Here is a 19,435-nt window from a genome sequence, read left to right as displayed (position 1 = left end):
ACAAAATACCTGTCTCGTTACCTCGGGTGGAAAAGGTTTCTTAAAACTCAACTCTTCTCAGAGGAGGCTTTTTTAGATCAAGTTTCTATACATTGGGTAGAGCAACACTTAATTTGAACAGCGCCGGTAAGGGACGTGTTAGCTGTCGAGGAGCGAAAAAAGTTGTGTGAGATTGAGTTGGCATGGTTTCTTAAATTATAGATTTAGATCAAGTCTTTTAATTAGACGTCAATATTTTGATAAAAAAGCAATTGGTGAGTTAATAGCGCTGGTCAGTTGATAGAGTTATTCTAGTTCTATGGTTCGAACTGTTGTTGAGGTGATGTGTGGTTTTTGATGTGAGAGACCATAGTCATCTGTTTTTTTCTTTTGACTCCGTCTTTTGAATTGTCTGCTAAAATCCAATTCTCAACAAAAATATTTTGAATTTTGCAAGGGTTAGAGATATGAACTCTCAATTTAGAAAGCTGTTGCTTTTGGTGCTATTGCTCTATTTCTCCTGCCTGGCAGTCTCTGAGCCATTTGAAGGTGATGACGAAAATGTTGATTTGCAACCTAATTGTACGATGTCCGCCCTTTTTAACATGCTTCAAGGAAGCTCGATATGTAAAGGTTTTCATGGGGCTGAGAGTGTTAACAATACTATTGCTATTGACCTTGAAGGTGGGAAGGGAAAGGTTGAATTAGTTAATCCAGATGCATTTTTTATTGATGACTGTGAAGATCAAGAAACAGCGGAATGCAAGTTGCATTGCATTTCTAAATATGATGAGGAGAAAATGAAGTTGCTTTGTGTTAAACCGGTTCAATATACTTCTGGATCTGTTATAACGCATGATGGTTACTTAAATGCTGAAAGGTGTAGGCGTGATGATTTTCAACCGATACCATACTGGTCGAATGAGCAAATTACTTGTTTCTATTTAAAGTCAAGCGCTGTTGAGGAAGGTCAGCTTGTTTTTAGCAATCAGAAGTATATTTCTGATCGTCAAGTGTATTGTGATTATAATAAAGGCTATAAATTTATACATAAGCCTAGGAACAACTGCTACTGCATACCAAGTGAGGAGGATTGTTCATGCTATTCAGTACAATTAAAAGGCAATGCTAGTCTTTTACAGCTTAAAAATGAACATGCAGGATGCAAACCCGAAGAGCAGGTTGATGAACCAGTGGGCGTGAGTTCGGGTTATCGCTCAGAGTACGACGACACACTCTATAACATTGAAATTGTATCATTCATGCCCGTACTGGACCCCATACCTCCAGGATCTGTTGTAACCGTTTTTTCTGTGGTCATGGGTATGGTTGGTGGATTCACACTTCGTCATGTATTTACTAAAGCTAGACATGCTCAGGATATGGAGGTTCAGGATCAAAGCAAGCGGATGTTGGTAAATGAAATAGCTATTCTGACTGCTGAGTTGTCAACAGCGACGGAACAAGCGGTTACTGATCAGCCTCACCAAGGTTTGTTTTCGCGTGCGTGGAGTTGGGGCTGGTCCTGGGTAAAATAGCGGCCAATACCACTTATGAGGAGGGGCTTGTGAATAAAGGCTTGAAAAAAGGCGACATCAGTACCATATAAGAAGCTCCAATAATGATCGGGGCCTGTCATGCGCTTCCTCTTTCTTCCTTTTATTCTCCTGCCGATTCTTGAAATGGTGGTGCTTATCAAAGTAGGCAGCGCCATCGGTGCCTGGAACACGGTCTCCCTGGTGATTCTGGGCGGGTTCGCCGGGCTTGCGGTGATCCGGCGACAGGGGGTCAGTACCAGCCTGAAAGCCCGGCAGAAACTGGCTGCAGGTGAGCTACCCGCCTTTGAGATGATCGAAACTCTGATGATTGCAGTGGGTGGCCTGCTTCTGCTGATTCCCGGTTTTATCACCGACTTTATGGGAATATTGTTACTGATCCCCCCTGTGCGTAAGGCGCTGATACGGAAGATAGCATCGTCTGGACGCTGGCAGGTTCAGCAGACGGAGATTTATGACGGTGAATTCCGTCGTGAGTCTGGCTGGGACCATCACCATACCCATATTTCCCATACCTATGAAGGGGATTTTTCCCGTGATTCGGACCCCTCCCCTCCCGGGGAAAGAGGAGACAAACAGGACTGAGCCCTTGGTGTTGTACTTCCTTAGCAGGGAACATTTCCCGCCCTTTCGGGTCTTATCAATGGTCTATTTTGGGGTGTCGGGGGCGGGGCGATGGAAGAATCCGATTTTTTTTTCAGCCAGCCCCTTGAAAATGGTTTTTGCCACCCTTACTAAGTGAAACACCTGATTATGCTTCGGTAGAGCATCGCTCTGGGGCTGAACACCCACCGAAGCAGAATTTTACCTCCGGCTGCGGCTGAAGGTATTCCGGCAACACCGGAAATCGCCCATAGTGGAACGGTCGTTTAACTCTTTCGTTTCACTGCTATTTAGTGAATAGCCGGTTACCTCTTCATGGGGAACAGGCACAAGCAAACTGTTGGAGAGAGAATCGATGAAAATCCGTCCGTTGCGTGATCGCGTGGTCGTTCGTCGTGAGGAAGAAGAAACTACCTCTGCTGGTGGCATCGTACTGCCAGGTTCTGCTACCGAGAAGCCTAACCAGGGTGTGATTGTTGCGGTAGGCGATGGCGTATATCTGGACAACGGTGAGAAGCGTCCCGTTGGCGTAAGCGTTGGTGACAAGATCATCTTCGGCAAGTATGCAGACTCCAACACCGTAAAGATTGACGGTGAAGAGCTGATCATCCTGTCTGAAGGTGACATCTACGCCGTTCTGGAAAGCTGATCGGTCCCGACACCGATTGCATCCATTTTTAATTTTGCAAAGGATCACCAACCATGGCAGCTAAACAAGTTAAATTCGGCGACGAAGCTCGCAAGCAAATGCTCGAAGGCGTCAACGTTCTGGCCGACGCTGTAAAAGCCACTCTGGGACCAAAGGGCCGTAATGTCCTGCTGGAAAAATCCTTCGGCGCTCCCACCATCACCAAAGACGGTGTTTCCGTAGCCAAGGAAATCGAGCTGAAAGACAAGTTCCAGAACATGGGTGCCCAGCTGGTTAAGGAAGTGGCTTCCCAGGCTAACGACCAGGCTGGTGACGGTACCACTACCGCGACTGTTCTGGCTCAGTCCATTTTGAACGAAGGTCTGAAGTACGTTGCTGCAGGCATGAACCCAATGGACCTGAAGCGCGGTATCGACAAGGCAGTTGTTGCCGTTGTTGAGCAGCTGAAAGAAATGTCCACTCCCTGTGCTGACAGCAAGTCCATCGCCCAGGTAGGCACCATCTCCGCCAACTCTGACGAGCTGGTTGGCAAGATCATCGCTGAAGCGATGGAAAAAGTGGGCAAGGAAGGCGTCATCACCGTTGAAGAAGGCAACAGCCTGGAGAACGAGCTGGACGTGGTTGAAGGCATGCAGTTCGACCGTGGCTACCTCTCTCCTTACTTCATCAACAACCAGGAGAACATGTCTGCCGAGCTGGAAAGCCCCTTCATCCTGCTGGTTGACAAGAAAATCTCCAACATCCGTGACCTGCTGCCCGTACTGGAAGCCGTTGCCAAGGCCGGCAAGCCTCTGCTGATCATTGCTGAAGACGTTGAGGGTGAAGCCCTGGCGACTCTGGTTGTGAACAACATGCGCGGTATTGTTAAAGTGACTGCGGTTAAGGCACCTGGCTTTGGCGACCGTCGCAAGGCCATGCTGCAGGACATCGCTATCCTGACTGGTGCGACAGTGATCTCTGAAGAAGTAGGTCTGTCCCTGGAAACTGCTACTCTGGATGACCTGGGTTCCGCCAAGCGCATTCAGATCACCAAGGAAGACACCATCATTGTGGATGGCGCTGGCGTTCAGGCTGACATCGCTGGCCGTGTTGAGCAGATCCGCGCTGAAATCGAAAACTCTTCTTCTGACTACGACAAGGAAAAGCTGCAGGAGCGTGTAGCCAAGCTGGCTGGCGGTGTTGCAGTGGTTAAAGTGGGTGCTGCCACTGAAGTTGAGATGAAAGAGAAGAAAGCCCGTGTAGAAGATGCCCTGCATGCTACCCGTGCTGCGGTTGAAGAAGGCGTGGTTGCCGGTGGTGGTGTTGCCCTGGTTCGCGCTCTGTCCGCTATCAACGTTGAAACCATCAACCCTGAGCAGAGAGCCGGTGTTGACCTGATCCTGCGTGCCCTGGAAGGCCCGATCCGTCAGATCGCCACTAACTCCGGTGATGAAGCCTCTGTTGTGGTTGACAAGGTTAAGTCCGGTGAAGGTAACTACGGTTACAATGCCGCTACCGGTGAGTACGGTGACATGATTGAGATGGGTATCCTGGATCCTGCCAAGGTTACCCGTGCGGCCCTGCAGGCTGCTGCTTCTGTTGCCGGTCTGATGATCACTACTGCTGCTATGGTAGCTGATGAGCCAGAAGACAAGGCTGCTCCAGCTATGCCTGATATGGGCGGCATGGGTGGAATGGGTGGCATGGGCGGTATGATGTAATCATCCCCCGGCTATCTGCCCGGTCAGATTCTGGCTGTAAATTAAGCAGCTAGTGACTGGCTGTCTCAAGCACAACCCGCAGTTCATTCCGAGCTGCGGGTTTTTTTGTAGCTGCCGATGGTAGAGGCATCAGCTTATATTGGCAGGAATACATTATGGGAGAACCAACAGGTCCGGTCGGTGGTCAACATTTTCCGGGGGTGCGCCCTGAAGGTCATGGTGATTTGAAAGAGCCTCCCCTGGGGCAGACCAATACCCGTAGTGTGAAAAATGCCAGTACTGCTGTTCCTCAACCTACCCAGCCAGGAAAGCCGGGCACTGAACCCGTGGGAGTTAATGCCAGGAAAGTTGAGCCCAGTGATGCCAAACCTGTCCCCGGGATGAAACCGGCCGAACAGGGCAGTCAAAATGAAAAAGTGCTTAAACAAGAGCTGGATCGCCTGCTTGATGAGAATGGCCCTCTTGCCAAGGCCTTTCTGAAACGTGAAGAGCATAAAATTGTCAAGGGCTCAGTGGGGGTGCTGGGTCAGGTCAGATCTGAAATGGCGAAATTAAAGGAGGGGGCTTCCAGTCAAAAAAAGTTCAAGGCATTTGTGAAGGCGGTAAAACCAGAGACACTTCCCCCGGGGTTGAGCGTTAAAATTACCCTTAACGATGAGGGAGTGCCCCTGTCATTGATTCCTCCCGATAAACAGCTGGCGGATAGAGAGGATTTGGAAGAATTAATTGAGCTGGCTGCAGAAATTCTGGAAGAGCATTTAAAGAAACCTGAATTCAGTGAAGCGGCAATGGCCGAGCTGAAACAAAACATAGCAACATGGGAAGCTCGGGCAAGAGAGATAGGGCAGAAGCTGGGACTTGACCGGGAAGAGGAGCAAAAGCTGCGTTTTAGTGGAATGGTGGAGCAGTCACTGGAGAAGCTCAGGACCCGGCAGGTAGTGGTGACCATTGATGGTGGTGACCCGGCCAGGCGTAAGGGGGCATCCGATGAAATGCCAGTGGGAGGCTGCAGGGTCAGAGTAACCCGGGACCCGGAACTGGAAAGCTCCATTAATGATGAAGAAGCGCAGGCGCTTATGGATACGCTTGAGGAAGAGGAGCAAACAAAGCTGAAAGGCCTGTGGGAGGATGAACAGGCCAGAAAATCAGAGAAGGAAAAAAGAGCGGCAGCAAAGGCATTATCCAAAGAGCAGAAAGAAAAACTGGAAAGGGTTGAAAGGCTGCGTGAGCAGGCGGAGGCAGGTTATAAGGTGGAGAAACCTGCTTTCGACCAGTTGGGAAGGGTTAATGATGCGGTGGCAAACCAGTTCAAACCTTATCGTCCCGGTGTGGATGTTGGTGACGATGACGATGCATCGTCATCTGTTACAGCCCCCTCTGTGGAGTCATCGGTTGATGAGATTGGAACCATTGCAGGCAGAGAGCTCAGGGAGAGGCGAGAGAAGTTAAAGCGTGAGGGGAAAACAGACCAAAAAGCAGTGGACCCCCTTGTTGAGGAGCAAAAGAAGCGGATGGGAGCCCTGCTGGGGGATATTACAAAGCGTCAGAAGAAGGGCAAAGCAGACCCTGTGCCGTCTGAACCCCATGATGAGGGCTTTTCAGAACCTGACGTTCCCAGGCCTGCCCGAAATCCGTTTAGATTAAGCCCGCTTCAGGAGCTCCCTGTTGAGGAAGATGAGGGGATTTCTGAGTCTGAGTTTCCCCCCCTTAGCCCCGATCAGCCATCTGGGGCAAGTCCGGTTCGGGAGGTGAGGAAAAAAACAGGACAAGCAGAATCTTTAGGGGTGGCAGAGAAAGGGGCATTGAAACATCATAAACACTGGGAGCCAGTGCTGGATATGCACGCTGGAGGAATGCATGGATATGCCAGGGAAAAGTTTGGTAATGACCACTCTTTTTCATTGGTCAATGCAGCTAACAGTAGAATGCAGCACAATGGCGGAATTGCTAGAAAGATATCCGGTGACCTGGGGAAAGAGTTCGATGTTGCAACCCAGAGATATGTAAGGCAACACGGTGGCGTTCCTCCTGGTGAATGCTTGACTTCTGGCTCTTTTAAATATGCCTCTGATTCTAAGTTCAAGTTGAAGGGGTGCAGGAGAATTCATAATGTGGTCGCCCCTGATGCCAATGATGTGAGCAAATATGGTACTGAAGGAACGGGTAGCGATCAGTATCGACAGGACTTCAAGGCTGCTTTTATTAACTTAATTCAAAATGGTATTGCCAAAGGCGGTGTGGACGAACCCATTGTCTGTTGTTTTATTGGCTGTGATATTTTTGGAGGAACCGGTGCTGATATGGCTCAGGGGCTTTTTGATGCCTTGTGTGACCCTGCGTTGCAAAAACATGAAAAAATCCCACAACTTCATCTGGTTGGCTGGGAGGGATCTGACAAGATTAAGGTTCCAGATGAAGAAGGTACAACAGTCAAAAGAAAGGATGAGGTTGTATTGGGGGACTTCCAACTCTGGTGGGAGCATCTTCAAAACGAAGAGAGTGGGTTAGAGTGATCTATCGACAACCCGTTATCGAATACCACTCACTGATGGCATCCACCTCGTCTTCGCTCAGCATCCGGGCGATATGGGTCATGGGGGGGTGGGTTGTCCGGGAGCCATCCCGGTAATACTCCAACTGACGAACCATATAGACTTTTTTCTGGCAGGCCAGATTCGGGTTAAACGGTGCGGTTCCCTGGCCTTGTGGGCCATGACATCCTGCACACAGGGTCATGGCTTTGTTTCTTGCTGCCTGAAGCCGTTCTGGCAGTGGCTGCTCAGGCTTTTCCCCCGGTGAGCAGGCCATCAGCATCATACAGGTTATCAGGATGCCTGCCCGGTGTGCGGCTTTCGTCATCACATTCGACAACGGAAGAGTGGGTTCAGAGGTTGTCACTTCAGTCCAAAGCCTTTCCATCCTCCGTCAGCCTGAGCCAGGCATGGGAGTACCAGTAATAATGTCGGCCACTGTTAGAGGGGGCGGTGCAATTATAACGGGTGCGTCCAACAGCCAGTGGGCTGTTGGCGCGGGTTTTCAGCCGGGTCTGGGCTTTATCCAGCCAGGTCACTGTTAGCTCACCCTGGCCGGAGGCATAACATTTCAGCTGTTTTTTCTGATAGTCCCCGGGTTGCAGGGTCAGCTCAAGTTCTGGCTTCAGGTTGTCGCTGCTGATCAGGGATGAGTCGGGAATCTGCTGGGCCACTGGCAATGCCCGGCTGTTGACCTTGAGCCTGAAATCATTGACGCCATAGTCTCCGGCCATGGGAAAACGGGGCAGCCGGGTGAAGTCAGATAATTCCCCAGCCGCACCGGACTGCTGGCCAAATCCCACATACCCCAGGTCTGACAACACCTTTCGGAGTTCTGGAGTGGTTTCGCCAAAGGTCCAGGCAAACTGTTTCACACTCTGGCCGGTTTTTTCAAGGAGCCGCTTTTCAGTGGACTCCAGGTCAAGCTGGAAGCGTTTGAGCCACTGCGCCTCGGTCTCCTTTGGCAGCCTTTCTACGCTGTGGTCATGGTTCAGGGTGTGATTGGCGATGGTGGCACCGGAGCGAACCATCTCCTGAATCTGGGCCCAGCTGAGGAACTTCTGGTACTTCTTGTCTACGGGTGTCGGGCTGACAAAAACAGTGAAGGGAAAGCGGTGCTTTTTCAGCAGAGGAAAGGCTTCTGTGTAAATGCTCAGGTAGGCGTCATCAAAGGTGATCGCTACGGTTTTTTCCGGCAGTGGACGTTTATTGCGGAGGGACTCAACCGCCTCTGTCAGGGGGATCACATTGAATTGGTGTTCGGAAAGATAAGTCATGTGTTTTTTGAACGTATCCACCGTGACGCTGGTGATTCTTGGCGTCGTATCGCTGACGTGGTGATATTGCAGAATCACCACAGAGCTGGAAGCCAGGGTACGGGGCGACCAAATGCCTGACATCAGGGTAAGGCAGAGGATTAGAAGGCTGCTTTTTATCGTGGACAGGCCGCTGATCCGGCTTATGAAGCTGCCTTTATGACGCGGTGTGAGTGGCACTTCTTGCTTATGGCTGCTTTCTCGTTTATGACAGCACAGTCGCATCCCCTGAGAAAAAGAGGTCCGGGTAAAAAGAGGGCTCACAGCGTTTCCTTTGCTATTGATAAAAGGGAGGTCGTCGGTCAGCAAACTATTGTAGCAAGGCCCATGAGTCGGTTTCCATCCTGGCTGTTAAAGCCCGCTGCAGAGGAAGAGTGAATCAGGCAAAAAAAAAGAGCGCGGGATACAGATCCGGCGCCTTGGAGAGAAAGGAGTCACCCGACAGCAAGGGCTGGGGCTGTAAGGTGACTCAATAGCAATGACGAACATTGATAAGCTTATGAGTCATCAGTGATTTTTGCCTGTAGACCTTAGTCTAATCTCGCCCTGGCTCTAACCACGTTCTGACAAAGGCCTGACCAGCCCTTCCTGCTGGGTAGAAGCCACCAGCTGGCCAGTCTGGTTGAAAATTTGCCCTCTGACCAGTGCCCGGGCCCCTGAGGCTGTTGAGCTTTCCACACAGTGAAGCAGCCAGTCATCCATTCGGAAAGGGCGGTGAAACCACATGGCGTGATCCAGGCTGGCCACTTGCACCGGCTTTTGAAAGCTGGCGGCACCGTGTGGATAAAGGGATGAGGACAGAAACTGAAAGTCGGAGGCATAGGCCAGCAGGTACTTATGGAGTCCGGGGTTGTCCGGCAATTTGCCGTTGGCCTTCAGCCAGATTTTATGTCCTGGGCTACGATAGTTGTCTGCCAGAGGATCCTCCGGTTCGGCAAAGCGGATCTCAATGGGAGTGTCCGACAACAAGCGTTTCTGCAGAATCCGGGGGATAATATCGCTGTATTTCTGCACCAGCTCTTTTTCACTGGGCGCACTCTCCGGGGAAATGACTTCAGGCTTGGGGGCCTGGTGTTCGAAGCCTTCTTCACTGATCTGGAATGAGGCAGAAAGATTGAAGATGGGCTGCCCGTTCTGAATGGCCACTACCCGCCGGGTGGTGAAGCTTCTGCCATCGCGGATGCAGTCCACGTTATAAACAATAGGGCGGGTGGTGTCCCCTTCCCGGAGAAAATAGCTGTGAAAAGAGTGAACATGGCGATCCGGAGAAACCGTCTGCCTGGCCGCAGAGAGTGCCTGGCCAATGACCTGGCCGCCAAAGACTCGCCCCCAGCCAAGATCCTGGCTCTGGCCACGGAAAATATTATTTTCGATGGGCTCCAGTTTCAGAAGGGTGATCAACTCTTCCAGTACTTCATTCATCCTGTGACTCCCTGGATGGATTATGAGTGAACGGACTGACGTATGCAGTTATACCATTGAGCAGGATTAACCAATTGACCTCTGTCGTCAATTTTCGGATAGTTCAGGCCACGTTCGTCACAGTATCGAGCCAGTTCCGGGTAGCCCCAGCGAAACAGTGTCTTTTGATAGGTGCTGCTTTCCAGCCTGCAGCTGTCGTAAAGCCCCTTGAGTGTTCTCTGGTGCTGGGCTTCCACCAGAATGATGGCGGCGGCCACTGAAACGTTGAAGGAAGACACCAGGCCGGTCATGGGAATGATAATATGTTCATCGGCCAGTTCTGCTCCTTCCGGGCTGACCCCGTCTTTTTCCGCGCCCAGGATGATGGCGCAGGGCTGAGTGAAGTCCAGCTGGAAAAAAGGGACGCTTCTGGGGGAAAAGTGGGCCGCAAACAGTTTGAAGCCCCGCTTCCTGAGGCAGGATGCACTATCTTCAATGGTTTCGTGAGCGTGCATTTCAACCCAGCGGTGGCTTCCCATGGAACGACGCCGGTATTGTCGGTACGCTCTTTTGGGTTGTGTCGTATGGATTTCAGGGATGCCGACGGCATCACAGGTCCGAAGGATAGCAGACAGGTTATGGGGCTTATGCACCTGGTCGGTCAGAACGGTCAGATCTGGTTGGCGGTGGTCGAGTACCTGTCGAAATTTGTTATAACGCTCCGGTGTCACAGTGTGTTTCCCCTGATGTTATAGAAGGGTGACCATGGCGGGTCTCCATTGTAATGAAACCGCCATTAAATGAGGAATGGTTGATTAATGGGTATTGCAGGTTTTGAGGCGGTCCATGTCTGGCTCCAGAGCCATACGTTCTGGCTGGGGCCGGTGATTGCATTGGTGGCGTGCCTGGAATCCCTGGTGGCCATTGGGCTGCTGCTGCCCGGTGTGGCCATGATGTTTGCCCTTGGCGCCCTGGCTGGAGCCGGAGCCATGGATGTTTACTCAATACTGGCCTGGGGCGTTCTTGGGGCGGTGATTGGTGATGGCCTCAGCTTTCTTTTTGGCAGGCATTACCACGATCAGTTGCGGAGCTGGTGGCCCTTTAGCCGCCATCCGGGCTGGCTGGAACGGGGTGAGGATTTTTTTCAGCGCTATGGGGCCCTGAGTGTTGCCCTTGGGCGCTTCATTGGGCCTGTGCGTCCGGTCATTCCTGCGGTTGCCGGTATGATGGGAATGCCTTCCCGGGTGTTTTTCAGTGTCAATCTGGTCTCTTCCATGGGGTGGTCTCCCGTGTACCTGTTGCCGGGGTATATGACCGGTGCCGCATTGCAGTTTCATGAACAGATGCCTGACCGGTTGATGCTGGTGGTGCTGGCCTGGTTATCCCTGGCCATGGGGATCTCAGGGTTGTGGGTGCTTCTGGAAAGGAAAAAGCCGGTTTGGTCTGGCTGGTATCCGGTGCTGGCTGGATTATTGGTAATGGTTTTAGTGATTCTGAATATCACGGGTCACCTTCAGCCTGCTAATCACGACCTGAATCATTGGCTGGCTCCCCTCAGACTGCCCTGGATGGAAGAGGTGATGGCCGCGGTTACCTGGCTTGGCACTGTGCCTGTTCTGGGGGCTTTATTGCTGATTTTTCTGGGGTGGCAATACCGCCAGGGGCTATTGTCGGGATGGGTTCATTTGATATGGGCGATACCCGCCATGGTGGGATCGGTATGGGCTGGAAAGCTCTCCATCAACAGCCCCAGGCCGGGGGAAATGGCCGGGCTTGACCCCTATTCTTTTCCTTCTGGCCACACAACCATGGCTACGTTTTTCCTGCTCTGGATGGCGGCCAGGGTGGGCAGTCACTTAGCTCAGTCAGGACAACTCCGGGGAAAAGAGTGGCTTCTCTATGGGACGGTATCAGGAGTGATTATGCTGGTGGGTTTCTCCAGGTTGATCCTGGAGGTTCACTGGCTGGGGGATGTGTTGACCGGATTCAGCCTTGGGCTCTTCTGGGCTCTGCTAGCCAGTAGGGCGGATGCTTATTTTGCTCACCGGGCTTGAGAGGCTCTGAAAGCCCTTTGCTGATCTGATACTTCAGTTGCCTGGAAAGCATTTCCAGACAGTTAAGGTATCCATAGGCAACCCGATATAAAAAGGAGTTTATCGCCAACAATAATGAGGTTTCCATGGATTGGATCCCTGTTTATTACCATGCCAATAGTGAAAGAAAAGCACTTTGCGTCTCTCCAATTCCTGACAACAGGAAAGCAAACCGGTGTCCATGGAAAAATAAAGCCTCTCCTGAGGGCACTGCGGCAAAGGCTTTATCGAACATAAGGCTGTGCGCCTTTATGCTGATGATGGTGCCGGTTGTTTTATCCGTGGCTGAAAGCCAGGCATCGGGAATGGGGATTCATATTTTTATGGCTGATATGTCTATTCAGTCAGTGGAAAACGATGAAGCACGGGAGATATTAAAGTCCAATTGGACGGCTTACCGAAACGGGGCCATTTTTCCAGATTCAGGCTATGCGTCCGGTCATCCTTACGGTGAGTATGCTCATTGGGATGGGTTTGTGATTGATTACTTTGATGAGGTGAAAGCGCAATGTTTTCAAGCGGTTCGTCCCGATTGCCAGTCCATTATTGCCCACTTTTTTGGCTCTCTGTCCCATAGCATTGCGGATGTACTGTTTGACAGTTATTTTGTGACAGAAACGGCTCGTCATGATTTTCAGGGCAACTCCAGTGAAGCTCAGAATTATACGGACCCGGGTATTGATTTTATCAGCACCATTGAGCACCTTCGTGGCCCTATTGTGTTACTCAACTATAACCCCGTTGATGTTTTAGTACCGGTTCTCAACAAGCGCAATTCATTCCGGGATAGGGTGGATTCAGGATTGCTGAACAAAGGGTTCAATATTCAGCGCCTGGCTTTATTGGGAGAGCCGGCCGGCACCCCCTTTGTTTATCTTTATTTTAAATACAAAATGCACTGGGGTGGTTCCCATTATATGAATGCCCGCGGTGGTGTTAAAGACACGGCGCGGGTCATTGCAGCAGTAATTGACCGGGTTTATCCACTGTTTGAGAGCCAAAAAACCGGAAGGGAAATATTTGGCTCAAAAGGATGGGGGTGGCCCTATGTGGACTTTTACATTCTTGGCCGATCCGTTCGGGATATGTAACTTCCAAAGGCTGCCTGTTTTCTTTTTCAAGTGATCAAGTCTTGTAGTGTCTGAGAGAAACCAGGCTGAAAGCCGCCGAATTTTGGAGCACCTGCTCAGTGACCCGAGTAAACGTATTTTTCCCGTTTGATTTGACGGGGAGGGAGTCCCATCTCTTTCAGCACACCGGCTGCATCATCAATCATCCCCGGATTGCCGCACAGATAGACCTGATCCCGGGAAGGATTCAGTGTCAGTGAAGAAAACTGCTCTTGAACGTAGCCTGGATGTTCATGGTTTTCAGGAGCTGCTTCATTAGAAAAAGCCGTTTCACGGCTCAGGCAGGTTCGGTACTGAATGCTGTCCAGCTGGGAGAAATCATTCTGGTAAATTCGGTCCTGGCGATGGCGGAATCCGGCGATCACGGTAACAGGTGTGCCATTTTTAGCCAGGGTCAGTAAATCCGGAATCATGGCGCGGTAAGGGGCTATTCCGGTTCCGGTACCTGCAAGTACCAGCTGACCGGGCAGGCTCTCGGGCAGTGTCAGCACCCCAAAAGGGCCGGTCATTTTCAGAGTTGTGCCCAGGGATGCGTCAGCAAACAACCTGGAGGCCAGCCCCCCTTTGACAAAACTGAGGGCGATTTCAACTCTCCCTGTTTTTCGGAAGTCTTCCGGTGAGTTGGCAATGCTGTAGCTGCGCTTGTGGATTTTTCCATCAATGTCCAGCAGCAGTTGGATAAATTGCCCCGCCTGATAGGAGAACCGTTCACTGTTTTGTGAGTTCTCTGGTGAAGAGCTGTCAGTTTTTCCCTGAAAGCCAAAACCCAGTTGAACGGTGTTGGCACTCAGAACAACTTTGCTCTCAAGCACCATGGAGTAGAGTGGGGCGGGCATAAATCACCTTGGGTTTATTTTCCGGACTTCCCAGGGCGAACCCGATGGGTGGGCTCGGCAGTGTGCGGGTCATCGGGCCAGTAATGTTTGGGGTAGCGTCCCTTCAGGTCTTTCTTTACCTCATGGTAGGTGTTTTTCCAGAAGCTGCCCAGATCTCTGGTAATTTGCACGGGCCTGTGGGCTGGAGACAGCAGCTCAATGGTCAGGGGCTGGCGGTGGAACGCAATCGTGGGCGTTTCCTGAAGGCCGAACAGTTCCTGAAGCCGGGCCGATATCACGGGTTCTTCCGGATGGTCGTAGTTGATCCGTATCCTTGAACCGCTGGGTGCCTGCCAGTGATCCGGCGCCTGTTCATCCAGGGTCTGCTGCTGGTCCCAGGTTAATTGATTCAAAAGAAGGTCGGCCAGTTTCAGCTTCTTCAGCTGTTCGGCCCGAGTGATGCCCACAAGGTAGGGCCCCAGCCATTGTTCCAGGGTGCCCATCAATGCGGAATGGGAACAGTCGGGGAAAGGTGTATCCAGGTGCGGGTTGTATTGACTCAGAAAAATCAGCCTCTGTTTGAGTCGGGTGGCGGCTTTATCCCAGGGCAATAGTTGCAGGTCGGATTGTCGGATACCTTCCATCAGGGCTTTGGCAACGGAAGCTTCCGAAGGCTTTTCGAGGTTTTGCTGTTCAAGAACAAGGGCGCCCAGGCGGTCCTGTCGGGTGGCGGTGACTCTTTGTTTCTGAGGGTTCCAGGCAATCACTTCCTCTTCTTCAATGAGTTCCGCCAGTTCTTCATAAATGTCCGCTTTGCTCACCGGGCAGGCCAGAAAAACCTGGGCATTACTTCGGCTTTGCTGGCCGCCGATATGAGGAGCCACCAGGTATTCGCTGGTGCCCAGGTGGTCTTCCCGGTGCAGCTCTACCCCCTGGCCCGAGGCCAGAAGGTAGTGATGGGTATTCCCCCGGCGCTGTGCTATCCGGTCGGGCCAGGCGGCGATTAACAGTGAGGGGGCCAGTTCTGGTTTTACCGGCTCTTTTGCGGAGTTCTTCAGACGTTGCTGCCATTGTCGCATTTTGCGTTTGACCCTGCCCAGGGACGGGTGAGCCTGTTTTGATACCGTGGTTTGTGGATCAAACAGAGAGAGGCGCTGGGTAAGGTCTGCAGAACGTCCAGGCTCTTTCCGCAAGTCCCGCTCCGACAGAATAGCTGCCAGGCAGCATCCCGTAGCGGTCTGTTGTTTCTTTGCCGCCAGCAACAACAGGTGCCCTATTCTGGGGTGGGCTCCCAGGGAAGCCATTGCGCTTCCATGGGGAGTCATCCGGTTTCTGGAATCAACGGCCTGTAACTGTTGGAGCAGCTGCAGGGCGTTCTGGTAGCGGCTTTCAGCGGGAGGGTCCAGCCAGAACAGTTCATCAGGAGAGGCGGCTCCCCAGCAGCTGAGTTCCAGGGCAAGGGGGGACAAATCGGCTTCGGTGATTTCCGCTGGGGTTGTTGCTTCCATTGCCGCCTCTTCACTGGCAGTCCAGAGTCGGTAGCAAATACCTGGCTCAAGGCGTCCGGCCCGGCCTTTCCTCTGGTCGGCACTGCTCCTGCTAATCCGACAGGTGATCAGGCGTGTCATGCCAGTGCCCGGGTCGTAGGCCGCTCTTCGGGTCAGCCCGGAATCAATAACAATCCGGATGCCTTCTATGGTCAGGCTGGTTTCAGCAATATTGGTGGCCAGCACCACCTTTCGCAGCCCTTTTCCGGCGGGTTCTATGGCTTTTCGCTGGAGTGCCAGTGACAGGTCACCAAACAGAGGGTGGATTTCTACGTCATCCGGCAGTTGGCTGCTTGCCAATATTTTATGGGTCTGTCGTATTTCTCCGGAGCCCGGTAAAAACACAAGCACACTTCCGGATTCTTCAGACAGCACCTGGAGGACTTGTCGGCTGGTTTGTTCGCAGACGGTAAAAAAGTGACGGTCCGGCCAGGGTTTCTGCAAGTGTCGTACAACCACCGGGAAGAGAAAGCCTTTGCTGGTGACCACCGGGGCACTGAGTTGCTTGGCCAGTTTTCCGGTTTCCAGGGTAGCGGACATGATCAGGATCTTCAGGGGCTGTTCCCTGAATACTTCCTGGCTCTGAAGACAGAGAGCCAGCCCGAGGTCAGCCTGCAGGGAGCGCTCATGAAACTCATCAAAAATGACCATGTCGACCCCGTGCAGTTCCGGATCGGTTTGCAGCATACGGGTCAAAATACCTTCAGTGATCACTTCAATGCGGGTTTTGTTACTGGTGCGGTTTTCCAGTTGCATTCGATAGCCGACGGTTTCCCCGGTGGCTTCGCCGATCAGGCTGGCCATCCGGTTAGCGGCTGCGGAAGCCGCAAGGCGGCGGGGCTCAAGAACCAGTATTTTTCCCTGGTACTGGCGGCTCTGAAGCAGGTTTAATGGAACCAGTGTCGTTTTACCGGCGCCGGTAGGCGCTTCAAGAATGACCCGGTCATGGTTGCAGAGAGTATCTGCCAGCTCAGGAAGAATGTCTGAAACCGGTAATTGGGGCAGTGTCATTGAGGTTGGCAGTCTTGTCACAAATCAGAAGAAGACGGTGTGCTGGATGGTTGAGTCCCTGGGTTGTGCCTTGGGTTTTGTCCGGGCTGGTCATAGTAGTTACGAATCAGGCGGGAAAGCGTGTTACGCCAGGGGCGGTTGTGTACGCCAAAGGTGTTGAGAATTTTTCCACAGGCGAGGGTGGCATTGGCGGGTGCCTGAATACCATCGCGGTCGTTCATTTTATCCATGCGCAGTTTGCGGATGGTCAGTGGCTGGTACTGGGAGGCCTCGGAGATAACGATTTCTGCAAAGCTGTTTTCCGAAACCGGTTCAGCCCCGGCATAATGGTACGTGCCCCAGGCCTGGGCACCACAGCCCAGTTGCTGAACAATGGCAACAATTACCCGTGCGGCATCTTCGCTGGGAGTGGGGCAGCCCTGCTGGTCAGAAACCACGGCAACTTCTTTTTCCCGGGTAATCTGGTTCAAAAGGTAGCGGAGCAGGTTATTGCGTTTATGACTGATTACCCAGGACAGTCGCAGAATGATATGGCGGGGGCAGCGTTCACTGATCTGCTGTTCCGCCTGCCAACGACTGGAAGCCAGCACCCCCGTGGGATTGGGGATGTCTTTCTCGGTATAGGCTTCTTTCTTGGTGCCGTCAAAGACCCGGTAAGTGGAGATGTAGATCAGTGCTGCTCCCAGGCGGTGGCAGCAGTCCGCCAAGTGTGACATGGCATCCCGGTTGATTCTGAAACACTTTGAGGGTTCATTTTCAGCCTGGACGGGGTCATTGTAGCCCGCGGTATTGATGACCATATCCGGTCGATACTTCCCCAGACAGGCGTCGATGGTTTCCGTTTTTTCCAGGTCCAGCTCCTCTCGTTCGGGCGTATGGAAATCGATTCCTTTGTCTTTGAGCAGCCGGCGGACTTCCTGACCAATCAGTCCGGTGCCACCAATCAGCAACAGTTTCATAAGCGAATGGAGCCTGGTTTTTCAGAGATAATCCTGCGTATTGAACCATGAAAAGCGGTTTTGGAACCAGCCCGGGACGGAATAAGACAAGGACTGGCAACTGACATGCCCATAGCGCGAGGAAAAATGCCTATAGCGAAAGAAAAAAAGTTACGCCACCCACGGCCATGAAAAAGAAGGAAGCAAAATGTTGTTCTCGGCAAAAGATTTCAGGCAGAATTCAGCCAGAAGCCTGTGACCGGTTTGGCGGACGGTGCCGGGTGGCACTTTTGTCACACAAGAGCAGGAGATATGTTGGGATGAGGAACGTATTTCCGGCTACTTTAATTATGATCTTTACTGTGAAGGGCCACTCTTCGGGGGCTGTTGAACATTTTTATGGTTCGCTGTGAATTGCACTCCCGTCACCACTCCTGGCGCGAATCTGGCCGAAAGCCGCTCATGACGGGTGGCCGATCAAGGCTGCTTTCTCACTTTTCAATGGATATCAGGTTTAGCTGACGATGTATCTGGCTGAGACTTCTGCAGAGCCCCTTGAGGAAGAACGAATCCTTCTGGTGGATGATAACCCGACCAACTTGCAGGTACTGTTGCAGACCCTCAGTGGACGGGGCTATAAGCTGTTGATAGCAAAGAACGGCGAAAGTGCCCTGCGGATCGCCACCAAGGCCAGTCCGGCACTGGTGCTGCTGGATATCATGATGCCTGGAATGGATGGCTATGAAGTGTGTCGTCGCTTGAAAGAGGGGAACGACACCCGGGATATCACGGTGATCTTTCTGTCTGCCCTGGATGACACCAAAGACAAGGTCCGGGGTCTGGAGACCGGAGCGGTAGACTTTATTTCCAAGCCGTTCCAGGCGGAGGAAGTGATAGCCCGGGTCCAGACCCAGCTGAAGATCCATAAGCTGGAACAGGCGCTTTCTGCCCGGAACCGGCAACTGGAAGCGGACAAGGCCCGGATTCTGGAGAATATGAATGAAGGTATTTTCGGCCTGGATAACCAGGGGAAGATTACCTTTGCCAATCCAGCCGCCTCGGTTATGACGGGCTGGTCGGTGGATCAGTTGAATGGCAGTAACCTGATCAAAAAAATGCATGGGGAGGGGGAGAAAAACCTGGAGCGAGAGAGCCAGCTGGCTCCTATCGTGGTCTGCCTGAATAAGGGCGTTAGTAAAACCGTTGAAAATGCCACCTTCTGGCACAGTGATGGAACGCCATTTCCTGTTGATTATTCATGCACTCCCATCCATGAAAACGGCTCCAATAAGGGCGCTGTAGTGGTGTTCAGGGACATCAGTGAAAAGAAGCGGCACCAGGAGGCGTTGCAGAAAGCCCTGGACGAACTGGAATCCCAGAAGGAGCAGCTGACCCATGTTTCCCGTTTGAGCACCATGGGAGAGATGGCGGCCGGTTTTGCCCATGAAGTGAACCAGCCACTGACGGCTATTTCCAACTACGCTCAGGTTGCCCGGCGTATGCTGGCCAGGCTTGAACTGGAGGATGATGCCGGCCTGTCAGAAGCCATGACCAAAATTAACACCCAGGCCCGTCGGGCCGGGGAAATCATTGCCCGTATCCGCTCGTTTGTGAAGAAGCCGGACCATGTGCTGGGCAGTGTCGATCCAAACCGTCTGATCCAGGATACCTACAAACTGGCCGAGGTGGATGCCAGGAATAACAGTATGGAGATTCATCTTGAGCAGGAAGAAGGCCTGCCGAATGTGAAGGTGGACCCCGTGCAGATTCAGCAAGTCGCACTGAACCTGATTCGCAATGGCATGGAAGCGATGCAGGATATGGACACCCGGGGGATTGGTGTTTACGTCCGCACTGAACGGCAGGGAGAGGATTTCGTCAAAGTGTCCGTCATTGACCGTGGTCATGGCCTGGCAGACGATGCCGAAGAAAAGCTGTTTACCCCTTTTTACACAACCAAAAAAGATGGCATGGGTATTGGCCTGACGGTGTGCCATTCCATTATTCAGTCCCATGGTGGCCGGATGAGTTTTCAGCGTCACCCCGAGGGGGGCACCATCTTTGAATTTACCATGCCGGTTGCCGATTGATTCCAGCGGGTTTGAAGGCTTGATGAGCCGCCGGTCTGGATAACGAAACGTTCCTCCCTTTCTTTCCTACCTGAAA

The 19,435-nt window shown here is 52.1% G+C and carries 15 protein-coding genes; 8 read left to right on the top strand and 7 right to left on the bottom strand.

The window, feature by feature from the left end:
• Positions 1–446: 446 nt before the first annotated feature.
• From ACNRUY_RS15545 to ACNRUY_RS15525, 5 genes are all read left to right on the top strand, one after another.
• A complete protein-coding gene (locus tag ACNRUY_RS15545) occupies positions 447–1,517 on the top strand; it encodes a hypothetical protein (RefSeq protein ID WP_488112560.1) in 1,071 nt (356 codons plus the stop codon).
• Positions 1,518–1,616: 99 nt separating this feature from the next.
• A complete protein-coding gene (locus tag ACNRUY_RS15540; protein WP_488112559.1) occupies positions 1,617–2,120 on the top strand; it encodes an FxsA family protein in 504 nt (167 codons plus the stop codon).
• A gap of 373 nt (positions 2,121–2,493) precedes the next feature.
• A complete protein-coding gene (locus tag ACNRUY_RS15535) occupies positions 2,494–2,787 on the top strand; it encodes a co-chaperone GroES (RefSeq protein ID WP_488112558.1) in 294 nt (97 codons plus the stop codon).
• Between the two features lie 53 nt (positions 2,788–2,840).
• Positions 2,841–4,487, top strand: a complete 1,647-nt coding sequence (gene groL, locus ACNRUY_RS15530) for a chaperonin GroEL (protein WP_488112557.1) — start codon at positions 2,841–2,843, stop codon at positions 4,485–4,487.
• A 155-nt stretch (positions 4,488–4,642) separates the two neighbouring features.
• On the top strand, positions 4,643–7,000 hold the full coding sequence (locus ACNRUY_RS15525; RefSeq protein WP_488112556.1) for a macro domain-containing protein: 2,358 nt from the start codon (positions 4,643–4,645) through the stop codon (positions 6,998–7,000).
• Position 7,001: 1 nt separating this feature from the next.
• On the opposite strand, the gene ACNRUY_RS15520 is transcribed toward ACNRUY_RS15525, so the two are convergent.
• The 4 genes from ACNRUY_RS15520 to trmH all read right to left on the bottom strand — a co-directional run bounded on the left by ACNRUY_RS15520 (position 7,002) and on the right by trmH (position 10,466).
• Positions 7,002–7,406, bottom strand: a complete 405-nt coding sequence (locus ACNRUY_RS15520) for a c-type cytochrome (RefSeq protein ID WP_488112555.1) — start codon at positions 7,404–7,406, stop codon at positions 7,002–7,004.
• On the bottom strand, positions 7,387–8,598 hold the full coding sequence (locus ACNRUY_RS15515) for a polysaccharide deacetylase family protein (protein WP_488112554.1): 1,212 nt from the start codon (positions 8,596–8,598) through the stop codon (positions 7,387–7,389). The genes ACNRUY_RS15520 and ACNRUY_RS15515 overlap by 20 nt, the downstream gene beginning before the upstream one ends.
• Positions 8,599–8,886: 288 nt before the next feature.
• Complete coding sequence (tesB, locus tag ACNRUY_RS15510; protein ID WP_488112553.1) at positions 8,887–9,756, bottom strand: acyl-CoA thioesterase II; 870 nt, start codon at positions 9,754–9,756, stop codon at positions 8,887–8,889.
• Positions 9,757–9,776: 20 nt separating this feature from the next.
• Positions 9,777–10,466, bottom strand: a complete 690-nt coding sequence (gene trmH / locus ACNRUY_RS15505) for a tRNA (guanosine(18)-2'-O)-methyltransferase TrmH (RefSeq protein ID WP_488112552.1) — start codon at positions 10,464–10,466, stop codon at positions 9,777–9,779.
• 87 nt (positions 10,467–10,553) lie between these two features.
• Between trmH and ACNRUY_RS15500 the strand changes: the two genes are divergently transcribed.
• Both ACNRUY_RS15500 and ACNRUY_RS15495 read left to right on the top strand, forming a co-directional pair.
• Positions 10,554–11,789 carry a VTT domain-containing protein gene (locus tag ACNRUY_RS15500; RefSeq protein ID WP_488112551.1) on the top strand — a complete coding sequence of 412 codons (1,236 nt, stop codon included), beginning with the start codon at positions 10,554–10,556 and terminating at the stop codon, positions 11,787–11,789.
• A 125-nt stretch (positions 11,790–11,914) separates the two neighbouring features.
• Positions 11,915–12,919 carry a zinc dependent phospholipase C family protein gene (locus tag ACNRUY_RS15495; protein WP_488112550.1) on the top strand — a complete coding sequence of 335 codons (1,005 nt, stop codon included), beginning with the start codon at positions 11,915–11,917 and terminating at the stop codon, positions 12,917–12,919.
• Positions 12,920–13,014: 95 nt separating this feature from the next.
• Here the strand turns inward: ACNRUY_RS15495 and ACNRUY_RS15490 are convergent, their stop codons facing one another.
• From ACNRUY_RS15490 to ACNRUY_RS15480, 3 genes are read right to left on the bottom strand one after another with little or no spacing between them, the layout of a single operon-like run.
• Positions 13,015–13,794: an FAD-binding oxidoreductase gene (locus ACNRUY_RS15490; protein WP_488112549.1), complete on the bottom strand. Its 780-nt coding sequence runs from the start codon at positions 13,792–13,794 to the stop codon at positions 13,015–13,017.
• Between the two features lie 14 nt (positions 13,795–13,808).
• Positions 13,809–16,331 (bottom strand): ATP-dependent helicase HrpB, encoded by a 2,523-nt coding sequence (gene hrpB / locus ACNRUY_RS15485; RefSeq protein ID WP_488112548.1) that lies wholly within the window; start codon positions 16,329–16,331, stop codon positions 13,809–13,811.
• A 17-nt stretch (positions 16,332–16,348) separates the two neighbouring features.
• Positions 16,349–17,290, bottom strand: coding sequence for an SDR family oxidoreductase (locus tag ACNRUY_RS15480; RefSeq protein WP_488112547.1), 942 nt, complete (start codon positions 17,288–17,290; stop codon positions 16,349–16,351).
• Between the two features lie 503 nt (positions 17,291–17,793).
• On the opposite strand from ACNRUY_RS15480, the gene ACNRUY_RS15475 reads away from it, so the two are divergent.
• Positions 17,794–19,359: an ATP-binding response regulator gene (locus ACNRUY_RS15475; RefSeq protein WP_488112546.1), complete on the top strand. Its 1,566-nt coding sequence runs from the start codon at positions 17,794–17,796 to the stop codon at positions 19,357–19,359.
• The last annotated feature ends 76 nt before the right edge of the window (positions 19,360–19,435 follow it).

This window comes from Endozoicomonas sp. Z74 (genome assembly GCF_057680865.1).
Note: the sequence above shows the minus strand (reverse complement) of the source record. Positions and strands in the feature narration are given on the sequence as shown.

What these genes read in the sequence shown, in the direction of transcription:
- ACNRUY_RS15545 (WP_488112560.1), top strand. Translation starts at nt 447, where the DNA reads ATGAACTCTCAATTTAGAAAGCTGTTGCTTTTGGTGCTATTGCTCTAT.
- ACNRUY_RS15540 (WP_488112559.1), top strand. Translation starts at nt 1,617, where the DNA reads ATGCGCTTCCTCTTTCTTCCTTTTATTCTCCTGCCGATTCTTGAAATG.
- ACNRUY_RS15535 (WP_488112558.1), top strand. Translation starts at nt 2,494, where the DNA reads ATGAAAATCCGTCCGTTGCGTGATCGCGTGGTCGTTCGTCGTGAGGAA.
- groL (WP_488112557.1), top strand. Translation starts at nt 2,841, where the DNA reads ATGGCAGCTAAACAAGTTAAATTCGGCGACGAAGCTCGCAAGCAAATG.
- ACNRUY_RS15525 (WP_488112556.1), top strand. Translation starts at nt 4,643, where the DNA reads ATGGGAGAACCAACAGGTCCGGTCGGTGGTCAACATTTTCCGGGGGTG.
- ACNRUY_RS15520 (WP_488112555.1), bottom strand. Translation starts at nt 7,406, where the DNA reads ATGGAAAGGCTTTGGACTGAAGTGACAACCTCTGAACCCACTCTTCCG.
- tesB (WP_488112553.1), bottom strand. Translation starts at nt 9,756, where the DNA reads ATGAATGAAGTACTGGAAGAGTTGATCACCCTTCTGAAACTGGAGCCC.
- ACNRUY_RS15500 (WP_488112551.1), top strand. Translation starts at nt 10,554, where the DNA reads ATGGGTATTGCAGGTTTTGAGGCGGTCCATGTCTGGCTCCAGAGCCAT.
- ACNRUY_RS15495 (WP_488112550.1), top strand. Translation starts at nt 11,915, where the DNA reads ATGGATTGGATCCCTGTTTATTACCATGCCAATAGTGAAAGAAAAGCA.
- ACNRUY_RS15490 (WP_488112549.1), bottom strand. Translation starts at nt 13,794, where the DNA reads ATGCCCGCCCCACTCTACTCCATGGTGCTTGAGAGCAAAGTTGTTCTG.
- hrpB (WP_488112548.1), bottom strand. Translation starts at nt 16,331, where the DNA reads ATGACACTGCCCCAATTACCGGTTTCAGACATTCTTCCTGAGCTGGCA.
- ACNRUY_RS15480 (WP_488112547.1), bottom strand. Translation starts at nt 17,290, where the DNA reads ATGAAACTGTTGCTGATTGGTGGCACCGGACTGATTGGTCAGGAAGTC.
- ACNRUY_RS15475 (WP_488112546.1), top strand. Translation starts at nt 17,794, where the DNA reads ATGTATCTGGCTGAGACTTCTGCAGAGCCCCTTGAGGAAGAACGAATC.